The sequence below is a fragment of the Azospirillum argentinense genome (assembly GCF_000632475.1).
In the GTDB taxonomy this organism is placed as follows: domain Bacteria; phylum Pseudomonadota; class Alphaproteobacteria; order Azospirillales; family Azospirillaceae; genus Azospirillum; species Azospirillum baldaniorum.
Window position 1 is genome coordinate 346,259 of the sequence record NZ_CP007795.1, and the last position, 12,947, is coordinate 359,205.

At 68.0% G+C, this 12,947-nt stretch carries 12 protein-coding genes; 4 read left to right on the forward strand and 8 right to left on the reverse strand.

All coding sequences use genetic code 11. From position 1 onward, the window contains the following. The first annotated feature begins 94 nt into the window (after positions 1–94). Both ABAZ39_RS24050 and ABAZ39_RS24055 read left to right on the forward strand, forming a co-directional pair. The gene (locus tag ABAZ39_RS24050; RefSeq protein ID WP_040136404.1) at positions 95–1,420 is read left to right on the forward strand and encodes a GH1 family beta-glucosidase; all 1,326 of its coding nucleotides are present in this window, start codon (positions 95–97) and stop codon (positions 1,418–1,420) included. Positions 1,421–1,598: 178 nt separating this feature from the next. Beyond that, a complete protein-coding gene (locus ABAZ39_RS24055; RefSeq protein ID WP_051658475.1) occupies positions 1,599–2,066 on the forward strand; it encodes a Ros/MucR family transcriptional regulator in 468 nt (155 codons plus the stop codon). Between the two features lie 81 nt (positions 2,067–2,147). Here ABAZ39_RS24055 and ABAZ39_RS33380 read toward each other — a convergent pair whose 3' ends face one another. The 3 genes from ABAZ39_RS33380 to ABAZ39_RS24070 form a co-directional block, all read right to left on the reverse strand. Further along, positions 2,148–3,323, reverse strand: a complete 1,176-nt coding sequence (locus tag ABAZ39_RS33380; RefSeq protein WP_051658476.1) for a polysaccharide deacetylase family protein — start codon at positions 3,321–3,323, stop codon at positions 2,148–2,150. 298 nt (positions 3,324–3,621) lie between these two features. Beyond that, the gene (locus ABAZ39_RS24065; RefSeq protein WP_372684174.1) at positions 3,622–4,263 is read right to left on the reverse strand and encodes a class I SAM-dependent methyltransferase; all 642 of its coding nucleotides are present in this window, start codon (positions 4,261–4,263) and stop codon (positions 3,622–3,624) included. 150 nt (positions 4,264–4,413) lie between these two features. Continuing rightward, complete coding sequence (locus tag ABAZ39_RS24070; RefSeq protein ID WP_081863296.1) at positions 4,414–5,337, reverse strand: alpha/beta hydrolase; 924 nt, start codon at positions 5,335–5,337, stop codon at positions 4,414–4,416. A 102-nt stretch (positions 5,338–5,439) separates the two neighbouring features. Between ABAZ39_RS24070 and ABAZ39_RS33385 the strand changes: the two genes are divergently transcribed. Continuing rightward, a complete protein-coding gene (locus ABAZ39_RS33385; protein WP_051658477.1) occupies positions 5,440–5,835 on the forward strand; it encodes a PRC-barrel domain-containing protein in 396 nt (131 codons plus the stop codon). A 175-nt stretch (positions 5,836–6,010) separates the two neighbouring features. Further along, positions 6,011–6,550 carry a hypothetical protein gene (locus tag ABAZ39_RS24080; RefSeq protein ID WP_051658478.1) on the forward strand — a complete coding sequence of 180 codons (540 nt, stop codon included), beginning with the start codon at positions 6,011–6,013 and terminating at the stop codon, positions 6,548–6,550. 5 nt (positions 6,551–6,555) lie between these two features. Here the strand turns inward: ABAZ39_RS24080 and ABAZ39_RS24085 are convergent, their stop codons facing one another. From ABAZ39_RS24085 to ABAZ39_RS24105, 5 genes are all read right to left on the reverse strand, one after another. Next, a complete protein-coding gene (locus ABAZ39_RS24085; RefSeq protein WP_014242576.1) occupies positions 6,556–7,317 on the reverse strand; it encodes an SDR family NAD(P)-dependent oxidoreductase in 762 nt (253 codons plus the stop codon). A gap of 155 nt (positions 7,318–7,472) precedes the next feature. After that, a complete protein-coding gene (locus tag ABAZ39_RS24090; protein ID WP_040137205.1) occupies positions 7,473–9,122 on the reverse strand; it encodes an electron transfer flavoprotein-ubiquinone oxidoreductase in 1,650 nt (549 codons plus the stop codon). A gap of 49 nt (positions 9,123–9,171) precedes the next feature. Next, positions 9,172–9,999 (reverse strand): universal stress protein, encoded by an 828-nt coding sequence (locus ABAZ39_RS24095; protein WP_040136410.1) that lies wholly within the window; start codon positions 9,997–9,999, stop codon positions 9,172–9,174. 31 nt (positions 10,000–10,030) lie between these two features. Next, a complete protein-coding gene (locus ABAZ39_RS24100; RefSeq protein WP_040136412.1) occupies positions 10,031–10,930 on the reverse strand; it encodes a hydroxymethylglutaryl-CoA lyase in 900 nt (299 codons plus the stop codon). 2 nt (positions 10,931–10,932) lie between these two features. Beyond that, positions 10,933–12,936, reverse strand: a complete 2,004-nt coding sequence (locus ABAZ39_RS24105; RefSeq protein WP_040137206.1) for an acetyl-CoA carboxylase biotin carboxylase subunit — start codon at positions 12,934–12,936, stop codon at positions 10,933–10,935. Between the last annotated feature and the right edge of the window lie 11 nt (positions 12,937–12,947).

Consider the following 12,947-nt stretch of genomic DNA (forward strand, 5'->3'; position numbering starts at 1 on the left):
TCCGTCGAGCCGTTCGTTCGACATTATGCCTGTTTCTTGACCATTCCGCCAAAGGTAGTATGGGTACGGGTGATTGGTGCGGACGGAGACGGCGATGACGAGCCTGCCGAAGGATTTTGTTTGGGGCGTCTCCACCTCCGCCTATCAGATCGAGGGCGCTGCGGCGGTGGACGGGCGAGGCCCCAGCATCTGGGACACGCGCTGCCGCACGGCGGGCGGGGTGGTGAACGGCGACAGCGGCGACGTCGCCTGCGACCATTACCACCGCTACGCCGAGGACGTCGCGCTGATGCGGGACATCGGAGTCGGCGCCTACCGGTTCTCCGTGGCGTGGCCCAGGGTGCTGCCGCGGGGACGGGGAGCGGTCAACCAGCCGGGTCTGGATTTCTACGACCGCCTGATCGACACGGTGCTGGAGGCCGGAATCGAGCCCTGGCTGTGCGTCTATCACTGGGACCTGCCACAAGCCCTGCAGGACCGCGGCGGCTGGGCGGACCGGGACAGCGCCGGCTGGTACGCCGATTACACGACGCTGCTGGCGCGGCGCTACGGCGACCGGGTGAAACGCTGGATCACCTTCAACGAGTTCTCCGTCTTCACCCTGTTCGGTTACGCCATTCCTTGGGCGGCCCCCGGCATCACCGACCGCGACCAGCATCTGCGTGCCATCCACCATGTCAATCTTGCCCATGGGGCCGGAGTGGACGCGATTCGCGCCCTGGTTCCCGGCGCATCCATCGGGGCGGTGCACAACCGCCAGCGGGTGCTGCCGGAGGGCGGACGGCCGGAGAACGCGGAAGCCGCCGCCCTGCTGGACGAGCATTGGAATCTGACCTTCTGCGACCCGCAGTTGCTCGGCCACTACCCGCCGCGGGTCGCCCGCGCCATCGAGCCTTATCTCCAGGCGGGCGATATGGCGCGGATCTGCCGGCCCATGGACTGGTTCGGGCTGAACCATTACGGCCCGATCTTCGCCCGCGTAAACCCCGACACCACCTGGGGCTATGGCTGGGGAGACGCACCGCCCGATTCGCCGACATACGGCGTCGGATGGGCGGTTTTCCCCGACGCGTTTCGTGACGAACTGATGGAGATCACCCGCCGCTACCGCATGCCCATCGTCATTACGGAAAACGGCTGCGGCGGCAGCGATTCGCCGGACGAATCGGGAGTCATCGACGACCAGCACCGAATCAACTATCTGCGGCTCTATAACGCCTCAATGCACGAGGCGATTCGCGGCGGAGCGGATGTGCGCGGTTACTTCGTCTGGTCGCTTCTCGATAATTTCGAGTGGGGAAGCGGTTACGGCAACCGTTTCGGCATCGTCCATGTCGACTTCGAATCGCAGAAACGCACGCCGAAAGCCTCCGCCCGCTGGTACGCCGACCTGATAAAGCGCGCGCGTTCCGCCGCCTGAACGGGCAGCGATTTCATCACCGGAGCCTACTATTTCCGTTCGACTGGACGGCCTGTCCGCGTGTCCTGCATGAAACACATTACACATTTGCATGTTAAACCTGATGCACAGGCTTGCGCTTTGCGCATCACTTTGCCCATCCTCCGTTCTGGATCATTCGTTCTCGAAGGAAACTGACATGCAAAGCAGCGACACCGACGGTTCTGAGAATTCGGCCACCGATCTGGTCGCCATGACGGGTAAGATCGTTGCGTCTTATGTCCGCTCGAACCAGATCGCGGTGAATGATCTTCCGAACCTCATCCGGATCGTCCATCAAAGTCTGTCGGGCACGGGCCGTCCGGTGGAGCCGGAGGCGGTGGAACTGCGTCCTGCCGTGCCGGTGAAGAAGTCGGTGATGCCGGACTACATCGTTTGCCTTGAGGACGGCAAGAAGCTGAAGATGCTGAAGCGCTATCTGCGCACGGCCTATGGCATGACTCCGGATGAATACCGTCGCAAGTGGGGCCTGCCCGCGGATTATCCGATGACCGCCCCGAACTATGCGGAGCAGCGTTCCGCCTTCGCCAAGTCGATCGGTCTCGGCAAGAAGGCCGCCGCTCCGGCCAAGCCGGCCCGCCGCGGCCGCGCCAAGAACGTCGCCTGATCGCGCATCCGTTCCGAACCGCCCCTTTCCCGACATCCGGGAGGGGGGCAGCGGGTGCATTTCACCCTGTTTACCCCGGCCTCAGCGCTGCGCGATGCGCGGCGTGGCGAGGCTGTTCAGGCTGGTGATCCATTCCGACAGGGTGACGAAGCGGCAGCCGCGCGTGCGCAGCAGGCCGATGGCGCGGGGGAGGGCTTCCGCCGTCGCGTTGTAGGTGGTGTGCATCAGGACGACGCTGCCGATGGTGCCGGTGGCTTCAAGCTGCGCCATGATCTTGCCGGCGTCGCGGGTGAACCAGTCGCGCGTGTCGACGTTCCACAGCGCCGGGCTCATCTTTTCCTGGTCGACGGCGGTCAGCGTGTCGCTGTTCCAGCGCCCGGCGGGCGGACGGAACAGCACCGGGTCGGCGCCGGCCTGGGCCAGGATGCGATTCGTTTCCGCGATCTGCGCGCGTTGGGCCTCGGTGCTCAGGGTGCGCATGTTCGGGTGGGTCAGGCTGTGGTTGCCGACCTCGTGTCCCTCCTGGACGATTCGCTGGATGATCCGTGGGTGGCGGACCGCGACGTTGCCGATCGGGAAGAAGGTCGCCCGGACTCCCTCGCCGCGCAGGATGTCGAGGATGCGCGGGGTCACGGCCGGGTGCGGCCCGTCGTCGAAGGTCAGGGAGCAGAGGTTCCAGCGGCTGGCCTTCAGCGCCCCAATGTCGACCCGCGCTTCGTTGCCGGGGACGATGGCGGCGATTCGCGACAGACGGGACGCCTGCCGCTCGATCTCCTGCATTTCCCGGCTCTGGTCCGGGCTGTAGGTGACGACGCCGTTGTGGTCGTTGTCCTCCGGTGCGGCGGTGGGGGCGGCGGCCGGTTGTTCGGCGGCGTCCACCACGAGGCAACTGCCGCCGCCGCCGACGATCCGGCGGCAGACGAAGTTGGGGTCGAGGTCAGGCAGGGGCGCGGCCCGCAGGACGAAACCGGAATCGGGAAGGTCGGGCCGTTGCTGGGAGACTCGGGGAACGAGATCGGCGACCATGTCCGGCTGGCGCCGGACGATCGCTTTCCAGGCAACCCAGGCGTCGGCTTCCGTCCGGTAGACGCCGAATTGCAGCATCTTGACCGCTTGCCCGTCCGCGTCCTTGCGCAGCGTGGTGACGGTGGAGAGATGCGGTTGGTCCGCGGCCTGGGACGGATCGGCGAACGGGCCGCAGACCATCGCCGCCAGCAGGCCGGCGGTCAGAAAACCGAAGCTCTTTCGCCTCCGCATCGGTGTGAGGGCGAAGCTATGGACGGAAGAGAGGCCCGAACCTGACATCATGTGCGATCGACCATCAACATCGCCGCGGTGAGATCGGGTGTGGGCGATACCTCTTATGGAATAGAGCAAAATTTAGGATGTCTCCATAAGGATCGTCGTCGAAGTGATGTTGTCACGGCTTTCTTCAGCTTATTTTCCATAACGTACCTTATGGAATTTATGCGCTCATGCGGGAGCAGGGCGTGTTGCGACGCGCCGACTTTGGCATCGTGCATCCGCTTTCCGCCCCGGCTGGGCCGCCGACCGCTCAGCGCCGCCGCAGGAGGGTCACGCCGTCCCCCACCGGCAGCATGCACAGGGCAACCCTCCCGTCGTTCAGACGGGCCGCGTTGAAGGCGCGAATGGCCTCGGTCTTGTGCTTGCGATCATCGGGGTCGGCGACTCGCCCGCGCCACAAGGTGTTGTCCACCACGATCAGGCCGCCGCGCCTCACGAGGCGCAGGCTCCGCTCGTAATAGGCGTCGTAGTTTTCCTTGTCGGCGTCGATGAAGGCGAAGTCGAACGAATCGCCCGCGCCTTCCGCGATGAGTTTGTCGAGACTGCCCAACGCCGGTCCGATGCGCAGGTCGATCTTGCCCGCGACCTTGGCCTCGGACCAGATCGCGCGGGCCTGGGCCGTCCACTGCTCGTTGATGTCGAGGCTGACGACCCGGCCATCCTCCGGCAGGGCCAGCGCCACCGTCAGCGCGCTGTATCCGGTGAAGGTCCCGATGTCCAAGGTTCGGCGCGCGCCGATCATTTCCACCAGGAACGCCAGAAGTTGCCCTTCCTCCGGTGCGATCTGGTAATGGGCCTCGGTCATTGTGGCCGTCTCGGCGCGCAGCTTCGCCTGGATGGCGGTCTCGCGCAGGGAAGCGTCAAGCATGTACCGGTAGATGGGCTCGGGCATGAAGATCGACTGCACGGTCAAGGAATCCGCTCCCCTCGTCTGACTGCCCGCGTCATGCGGACGCCGGTTCACATGTGGGGTTCACATGTGGGGAGCGCAGGGCAATTCGGAAGATCGCCCGGTGGCTGCGCGACTGCGCCGCTTCCCAAATCAGTCCGGGCTTCGCCCGAATGCGAAGCGCAGGGTGTCGGCCACGGCCAGCGGCAGCATGGAGCCATGGCTTTCCTCGGCGAAGTCATGGAAGGCGAGTCGCAAACCCGGAACCGTCGCCAGGGTGGCCGCGACCTCCCTCCCCGTCTGCCCGGAGCGCAGGCGCTTCAGCCGCTTGGCGTCCGCCGGCGGCAACGGACGTTCCACCAGCTTCCCGGACGTCTCGATCAGCAGCGCCGTGCCGGGCGGCACGCCCTTGCCCTTCGACCGCTCAAGGAACGCCGCCTGCTCTCTCAGGATGGCCTGCCCGCTCCACCAGATCGCCGGGTCGGCCGCGACGTAGGTCTGGAACAGGTCCCCCTTGGTGTAGAGAACGTAGAGGGAGAACAGCCCGCCCAGCGAATGGCCGAACAGGGTCCGGCGCTGCGGGTCGATGGGCAGGCGCGTTTCGACCGCCGGAATCACCTGCGTCTCGACGAAGGTCAGGAAATCGTCGCGCCCGCCGGTTTCGATGACGGAGGTTCCGTCCCGCGACGGTGGAATGAACTCCGGCGGGGTCGGTGGGGTCAGGTCGCGGTAGCGGCGGAGGATGTCGAACGGCCCGTCGATCGGATAGCCGATTCCGACGATCACCGCAGAACCGTAGGGCTCCGGCGGATTCGGACCGATGACCTTTTCCATCATCGGCACGGTCGCGTTGCCGTCCAGGAGGTAGATGACCGGATAGCCGCCCGGTGGCGGCGCTTCCGCGGGGCGGACGAGAAAGACCCGGTAATCCTGGCCCATCCGGTCGGCGCGCAGGTCAAAAGACTCCACCTTGCGGGCCTCCTTCACGGTTTCGGCCGTCACGCTTTGCGCCTGCGCGGGTTGGACGCCGAAGCCGGACAAGGCCACCAGCAGCATGGTCGTGGCAAAGCGGAGCATTGGCGGTTCCTGTGCAATCGGACGATGTGCACCGGCGGGTCGGATGGAACCGTGCTGGCGACCCCATGTTGTTGCACGGTCAGCAGCAGGAGAGCAAACGCGATGAGAAAGCTCCTTTCCGCAACGGCGGTCGCCCTCGTCATGGTCGCGGCCGGACCCTCGCTCGCCCAGCAGAGCGCCGCCATCGCCAACCCGGCCAACGCCTATCGGGAGGTGAAGGACGACAACGTCATGGTGCCGTCCCTCAAGCGGACGGTCGGGCAGCTGGACGACATGGATGTGCTGGGACCGGACGGCACGAAGATCGGCGAGGTGGAGGAGGTGCTGATGGACGCCTCCGGGCAGCCGGTCGCCGTCGTGGTGGATGTGGAGCATGGCGTGGGGATCGGCGACAAGGAGGTGATCGTCGGGCTGGACCAGCTTCGCGACGACGGGCGGACCCTGACGACCGCGCTGACGAACGCGCAGCTCGGCACCCTGCCGATTTGGGACGATTGAGGCGGAACTGGTCCGGACGGACAGCGGCGCTGATCGCCCATTGGTTGTCCTTTCCCCCTTTTCGCTGCATCTGCAGACGCGGTGCGGAGAAAAGGGGAAAGGGCGATGGTGGTTTCGCTGTCCCGGTGTCGATTTTCATGGCGCGCCCTCCCCGCCTGTCTGGCGATCCTGATCGGTGCCGGCCTCCTCGTTCTGCCCGCCCAGGCACAGACGATCGCACCGAAGGACGCGGTGGGACGGCGTCGGGCCATGCCCCTTCCTGACCACCGGCGCCCTGTTCCGGCTGGCCGCGAAGGGTGCCGAGGCCAAGCGCACCGCCTATGGCGCCGGCACGCCGGAGGAGCGGCGCGTCATCCTCGACGAATTGGCGGGAGTTTCCCTGCCCTCCCCGTCCGACCTGCTGCCCAGGGCGACGTGGCGGGACGCCGAATGGTATCTGACCGCGCGGGAGCTGTGCGGCCTGCTGCTGGAACTGCGAGACGCTCCGGCGCTGAACGGCTCTCCCGAGCCGCTGGTGGCGGTCGAGGGTTGGCGGTGGACCGGCTACAAGGGTGGTTCGGAGGTCGGCGTGCTCAACCTGTCGGCCGCCGGCATCACCGCCGATGGCCGGGTGGTCTGCGCCATCCTCACCGCCAACGGCGACCGGCTGCAGCCGGAGGACCGCCTTGCCCGGCTCTTCTCCACGCTGTTCCGCAGCGCGGAGAAGAGCCGGTAAGGGCCTTACTGTGGCGCCATGCGGATGGCGCCGTCCAGCCGGATCACCTCGCCGTTCAGCATCTCGTTCTCCAGGATGTGCTGCACGAGGCGGGCGTATTCGGAGGGCTGGCCGAAGCGCTTCGGGAAGGGCACCGTGGCGGCGAGGCTGTCCTGCACCTCCTGCGGCATGTTCAGCAGCATCGGCGTGCCGATCAGGCCGGGCGCGATGGTCATGACGCGCACGCCGCTGCGCGCCAGATCGCGGGCGGCGCAGATCGTCAGGGCGACGATGCCGCCCTTCGACGAGGCGTAGGCGGCCTGCCCGATCTGGCCCTCATAGGCGGCGACGGAAGCGGTGTTGACGATCACCCCGCGCTCCCCCGATTCCAGCGGGTCGAGCGTGCCCATGTCCGCGGCGGCAAGGCGCAGCATGTTGAAGGTGCCGATCAGGTTGACCTCGATGACCTTGCGGAAGTCGTCCAGCGCCATCGGACCGTCGCGCCCGACGATCCGCTTGGCCGGGGCGACGCCCGCGCAGTTCACCGCGATGCGGGCCGGGCCATGGGCCGCGCGGGCCTCGGCCACGGCCTTCTCCGCAGACTCCGCGCTCGACACGTCGCAGAGCAGCCCCAGGCCGCCGATCTCCTCGGCCACCTGCTTGACCGCCGCCTCGTTCATGTCGAGCACGGTGACCTTGGCGCCCAGCTTCGCCAGATGGCGCGCGGTTTCCGCCCCCATGCCGGAGGCGCCACCGGTGACGATGGCGGCCTGACCGTTGATCTGCATCGCGCTCTCTCCCTGATAACGTTATTGAAGTCCCCTCTCCCCTCTGGGGAGAGGGTTAGGGTGAGGGGGTTGCGCTTATGCCGGACGCTTCAAATCGCTCATCCCCCTCACCGGCCCTCCGGGCCACCCTCTCCAGAGGGGAGAGGGTTGAGGCGTCACATCCCGCCGGGATAGTTCGGGCCTCCGCCGCCCTCCGGGACGACCCAGTTGATGTTCTGGGTGGGGTCCTTGATGTCGCAGGTCTTGCAGTGCACGCAGTTCTGCGCGTTGATCTGCAGGCGCGGGTCGCTGCCGTCCTCCGCCCGCACGATCTCGTAGACGCCCGCCGGGCAGTAGCGCGTCTCCGGCGCGTCGTAGAGCGCCAGATTGACCGCGATCGGCACCGACGCGTCCTTCAGCGTCAGGTGCGCCGGCTGGTCCTCCTCGTGGTTGGTGTTCGACAGGTACACCGAGGACAGACGGTCGAACGACACCACGCCGTCCGGCTTGGGATAGGCGATCTTCGGCATCTCCGACGCCTTCTTCAGCGTCTCGTGGTCGCCGTGCCGGTGGTGCAGCGTCCACGGCGACTTGCCCTTGGTCGCCGTCTCGTAGGCGGCGTTGGCCAGACCCGCCCACAGACCCTTCTGGAAGCCGGGGCGGATGTTGCGCACCGCGTGCAACTCCGACCACACCCAGGACGCCTTCAGCTTCTCCGGATAGGCCACCGCCTCGCGCGCCGGAGCCTCGGCGGAGAGCAGCTCATGCACCGCTTCGGCCGCCAGCATGCCCGACTTCATCGCGGTGTGGTTGCCCTTGATCTTGGGCACGTTGAGGAAGCCCGCCGCGTCGCCGACGATCACACCGCCGGGGAAGGTCAGCTTGGGGATCGACTGGAAGCCGCCTTCGCTGAGCGCCCGCGCGCCATAGGCGATGCGCCGCCCGCCCTCGAAGGTCGGACGGATCGCCGGGTGGGTCTTGTAGCGCTGGAACTCCTCGAACGGCGACAGGTGCGGGTTTTCGTAGTCCAGCCCGACCACGAAGCCGACCGACACCAGGTTGCCCTCCATATGGTAGAGCCAGGAGCCGCCGTAGGTCTTGGGGTCCATCGGCCAGCCGATGGTGTGGACGATCAGGCCGGGCTGCGACTTGGCGGGATCGACCTCCCACAGCTCCTTGATGCCGATGCCGTAGGTCTGGGGATCGGCGTCGCGGCGCAGGTCGAAGCGCTCGAACAGCGTCTTGGTCAGCGAGCCGCGGCAGCCCTCGGCGAAGATGGTCTGCTTGGCGTGCAGCTCCATGCCCGGCGTGTAGTTGGCGGTCTTCTCGCCGTCCTTGCCGATGCCCATGTCGCCGGTGGCGATGCCCTTGACCGCACCGCTGTCGTCGTAGAGCACCTCCGCCGCGGCGAAGCCGGGGTAGATTTCGACGCCCAGCTCCTCGGCCTGCCCGGCCATCCAGCGGGCGAGGTTGCCGAGGCTGATGATGTAGTTGCCGTGATTGTGCATCTGCGGCGGGGCGAAGGGCGACTTCAGCGCCTTGGTCTCGGTGAGGAAGAGGAAGCGGTCCTCGCGCGCCGGGGTGGTCAGGGGCGCGCCCTTGTCCTTCCAGTCCGGGATCAGCTCGTCCAGCGCGTGCGGCTCGAACACCGCGCCGGAGAGCAGGTGGGCACCGACCTCCGAGCCCTTCTCGACGACGCAGACCGACAGTTCCTGCCCCGCCTCGTTGGCGAGCTGTTTCAGGCGGATGGCCGCGCTCAGGCCCGACGGGCCGGCTCCGACGACAAGGACGTCGTACTCCATCACCTCGCGCGGATCGCGAGCCATCTCGTCAGCCATTTCTTCTTCTTTCCTTGTTTCGTGCGAACAACGTCGGTCAATGCGACAACAGAACGGGAAGGGTCATCTGGCGCAGGATCTGGCGGGTGTTGCTGCCCCGCCCGAACAGCGGGAACAGCGAGCCGCCATAGCCGCCGAAGCCGCCCATCACCAGAAGATCGGCGCCATGGTCGGACGCGCGCGACAGCACGGCGTCCATGGGGGTCATGCTGGCGATGGTCATGCGTTCCTGTATGGCCGTCACGCCGTGGCTCGCCAGATGCTCCAGGATATCGACTTGCGGGACGTTGCCGCCCCCCTCCGCCCGCGGCTGGGTGTGGAAGGCGAGCAGGAGCACGGAACTCGCCTGCTTCAGCAGCGGCAGCGCGTCATTGACGGCGCGGGTGGCCTCGCGGCTGCCGTTCCAGGCGATCACCGGGCGGTCGGCGAGCTGCGGGTAGCTGCCGCTGTGCGGCACGACCAGGATCGGGCGCCCGGCATTCAGCACCACCTCTTCGAGCAGGTCCGCCGGGACGCGGCTGTCCTCCGGGTCGTGCTGGCCGAAGACGGCGAGGTCGACGTAGCGCGAGCAGATCACCGTCTCGGCAATGACATGGCCGTATTCACCGTGGCTGAGCTGCCACCAGCGGGTGGTCACCCCGGCCTCGCGGGCCTTCTCCTCGAACAGCTCCCGCGCCCGCTGCGCCGCCTGGGTCAGCGCCGGGCCGGCCTTGCGCGTGACGATGCCGGCGCCGGAGCTGTCGCTCTGCGCGAACAGGCCGGTCAGCGTGGCGCCATGCTTCTGCGCCAGGGTCAGGGCGACGGTCAGCCGCTCCCCGCAGCGGTCGCTGTCGTCCACATGCACCAGCAGGTTCGTGAAGCTCATGGCGCCCTTCCCTTCCCTCTTTCCCCGTGTTTTACGCACATCCCCGCGCGCGGGCGACCTTCGAGGCGGTCGGGCGGGCGATGGCATCGCTGATATAAGCGCCAGCCGCCACCAGCCGGTCGAGGTCCACCCCCGTCCCGACGCCCAGCCCGTTCAGCATGTAGAGGACATCCTCGCTCGCCACGTTGCCCGACGCCCCCTTGGCGTAGGGGCAGCCGCCCAGCCCGGCGACCGAGCTGTCCACCACCGCCACGCCCATCTCCAGCGTCGCCAGGATGTTGGCGAGCGCCTGACCGTAGGTGTCGTGGAAATGCACCGCCAAGCGCTCCATCGGCACGCGCTCCGCCACCGCCGCGATCATCGCCTGGGCCTTGGACGGCGTGCCGGTGCCGATGGTGTCGCCGAGCGAGACCTCGTAGCAGCCCATGGCGAACAGCCGCCCCGCCACCTCGGCCACCGCCGCAGGCGCGATCTCCCCCTCGTAGGGGCATCCGAGCACGCAGGAGACGTAGCCGCGCACCGGCACGCCTTGGGCCTTCGCCTGCTCCAGAACCGGAACGAAGCGGTCCAGGCTTTCGGCGATGGAGCAGTTGATGTTCTTCTGGCTGAAGCTCTCCGACGCGGCGGCGAAGACCGCCACCTCGTCGGCGCGGGCGGCGAGCGCACCCTCCAGCCCCTTGGCGTTCGGGGTGAGGGCGACGTAGCGCACCCCCTCCTTGCGCCGGATGCCGGCGAAGACGTCCGGCGTGTCGGCCATCTGCGGAACCCATTTGGGCGACACGAAGCTGCCGGCCTCGATGGCGGTCAGCCCGGCGTCGGTCAGCCGGTCGACCAGACCGATCTTCACCGCCGTCGGGACGATCTGCTTCTCGTTCTGGAGGCCGTCGCGCGGGCCGACCTCCACCATGCGGACGCTTTTCGGCAGGCGCATGCTCATCCCTCCGCCACGTCGAGGACCAGCAGATCCACGCCTTCGGACACCTGATCGCCCGCCGCGAAGTTGACGGCGCTGACCGTGCCGGCGGCGGGGGCCTTGATGGTGTGCTCCATCTTCATCGCTTCCAGCAGCATCAGCGGGGCGCCCGCCTCCACCGTCTGGCCGGGTTCGACCAGCACGCGGACGACGGTGCCCGGCATTGGTGCGGTCAGGCGGCCGGAGCCGCCCTCCTGCTCCGCGGCGCGGGCGGTCGGGTCGTCCAGATGCAGGCGCCACACCGCTCCATCGGACAGGATGGTCAGGTCCAGCCCCTGGCAGACCACCGTGGCGCGGGTGCGCACCGCGTCGATGGTGGCGGTCAGGGTCTCGCCGTCGAGCGTCACCCGCTCCGCCCGGATGGCCGGGCGGCCCTCCACCTCGATCTCGTAGCCGTCGGGGCGGAAATGCAGGGTCAGGCCGCGCGGCGTGTCGCCGTCGAGCAGGCGCAGGTCGTGGTGGTTGTCGTCGTTGAGGCGCCAGCCACTGGCCGACAGCCAGGGCGACCAGGGGTCCGACGCGGCGCGGCGGGCCTTGCGGGCGTCGGCGTTGCGGCGGAGCAGCACGCTGAGCGCCGCGATGGCCAGCCCGCGGTCCGGCACCGGGGCCGGCGGGGGCAGCAGGTCGGCGCGGTGCCGCTCGATGAAGCCGGTGTCGATCTCCACCGCGCGGAAGGCCGGATGCCCGGCGATGGCGCCGAGGAAGGCCACGTTTGTCGTGACGCCAACCACCTCGTAGGCGGCGAGCGCCACGCGCAGGCGGCGGAGTGCTGCGTCGCGGTCCTCGTCCCAGACGATCAGCTTGGCGATCATCGGGTCGTAGAACATGGTGACCTCGTCGCCCTCGCGGACGCCGGTGTCCACCCGGACATGGTCGTTCTCGGCGGGCGGGCGCAGGCGGACCAGCTTGCCGATGGCCGGCAGGAACTCGCGCTGCGGGTCCTCCGCGTAGAGGCGCGCCTCGAAGGCGTGGCCGCGGCGGGTGAGCTGGTCCTGCATCAGCGGCAGCGTGCCGCCGGCGGCGACGCGCAGCTGCCACTCGACGAGGTCCTGGCCGGTGATCTTCTCGGTTACCGGATGCTCGACCTGGAGGCGGGTGTTCATCTCGATGAAGTAGAAGCCGCCGTCCTCGTAGAGGAATTCCACCGTGCCGGCGCCGACGTAGTTCACCGCCTTGGCGGCAGCCACCGCGGCCTCGCCCATGCGGCGGCGCAGGTCGTCGGGCAGCGCCGGGGCCGGAGCCTCCTCGATCACCTTCTGGTGGCGGCGCTGGATCGAGCAGTCGCGCTCGAACAGATAGACGCCGTTGCCGTGGGTGTCGCAGAAGACCTGGATCTCCACATGGCGCGGGCGGCCCAGATACTTCTCCAGAAGCACGCTGTCGTCGCCGAAGGCGGCCTTCGCCTCGCGTTTGGCGCCGGCCACCGCGTCGGCGAACTCGCCAGGAGCGCGGACCACGCGCATGCCCTTGCCGCCGCCGCCCGCCGACGCCTTGACCAGCACGGGATAACCGATGCGCTCGGCCTCCGCGGCCAGCGTCTCCAGGTCCTGGGCCTCGCCGTGGAAGCCGGGGACCAGCGGCACGTCGGCCTGCGACATCACGCGCTTGGATTCCGCCTTGGAGCCCATGACGCGGATGGCCTCGATCGGCGGGCCGATGAAGACCACGCCGGCCTCGGCGCAGGCCGCCGCGAAGCCGGCGTTCTCCGACAGGAAGCCGTAGCCGGGATGGATGGCCTGGGCGCCGGTGCGCTTTGCGACCTCGAGGATCGCGTCGCCGCGCAGGTAGCTCTCGCCGACCGGCGCCGGGCCGATGCAGACGGCCTCGTCGGCCATCTCCACATGCATGGCGCGGGCGTCGGCTTCCGAGTACACGGCGACGGTGCGGATGCCCATGCGGCGGGCGGTGCGGATGACGCGGCAGGCGATCTCGCCACGGTTCGCGATCAGAATCTTGTCGAACATGCCTGTCTCAA

Bases quoted from the DNA above. Each gene is read 5' to 3' on its own strand.
- ABAZ39_RS33380 (WP_051658476.1), bottom strand. From the start codon at position 3,323: ATGCGGAGGCGAAAGAGCTTCGGTTTTCTGACCGCCGGCCTGCTGGCG.
- ABAZ39_RS24105 (WP_040137206.1), bottom strand. From the start codon at position 12,936: ATGTTCGACAAGATTCTGATCGCGAACCGTGGCGAGATCGCCTGCCGC.
- ABAZ39_RS24065 (WP_372684174.1), bottom strand. From the start codon at position 4,263: ATGCCCGAGCCCATCTACCGGTACATGCTTGACGCTTCCCTGCGCGAG.
- ABAZ39_RS24100 (WP_040136412.1), bottom strand. From the start codon at position 10,930: ATGCGCCTGCCGAAAAGCGTCCGCATGGTGGAGGTCGGCCCGCGCGAC.
- ABAZ39_RS24095 (WP_040136410.1), bottom strand. From the start codon at position 9,999: ATGAGCTTCACGAACCTGCTGGTGCATGTGGACGACAGCGACCGCTGC.
- ABAZ39_RS24055 (WP_051658475.1), top strand. From the start codon at position 1,599: ATGCAAAGCAGCGACACCGACGGTTCTGAGAATTCGGCCACCGATCTG.
- ABAZ39_RS24070 (WP_081863296.1), bottom strand. From the start codon at position 5,337: ATGCTCCGCTTTGCCACGACCATGCTGCTGGTGGCCTTGTCCGGCTTC.
- ABAZ39_RS24050 (WP_040136404.1), top strand. From the start codon at position 95: ATGACGAGCCTGCCGAAGGATTTTGTTTGGGGCGTCTCCACCTCCGCC.
- ABAZ39_RS24090 (WP_040137205.1), bottom strand. From the start codon at position 9,122: ATGGCTCGCGATCCGCGCGAGGTGATGGAGTACGACGTCCTTGTCGTC.
- ABAZ39_RS24085 (WP_014242576.1), bottom strand. From the start codon at position 7,317: ATGCAGATCAACGGTCAGGCCGCCATCGTCACCGGTGGCGCCTCCGGC.
- ABAZ39_RS33385 (WP_051658477.1), top strand. From the start codon at position 5,440: ATGAGAAAGCTCCTTTCCGCAACGGCGGTCGCCCTCGTCATGGTCGCG.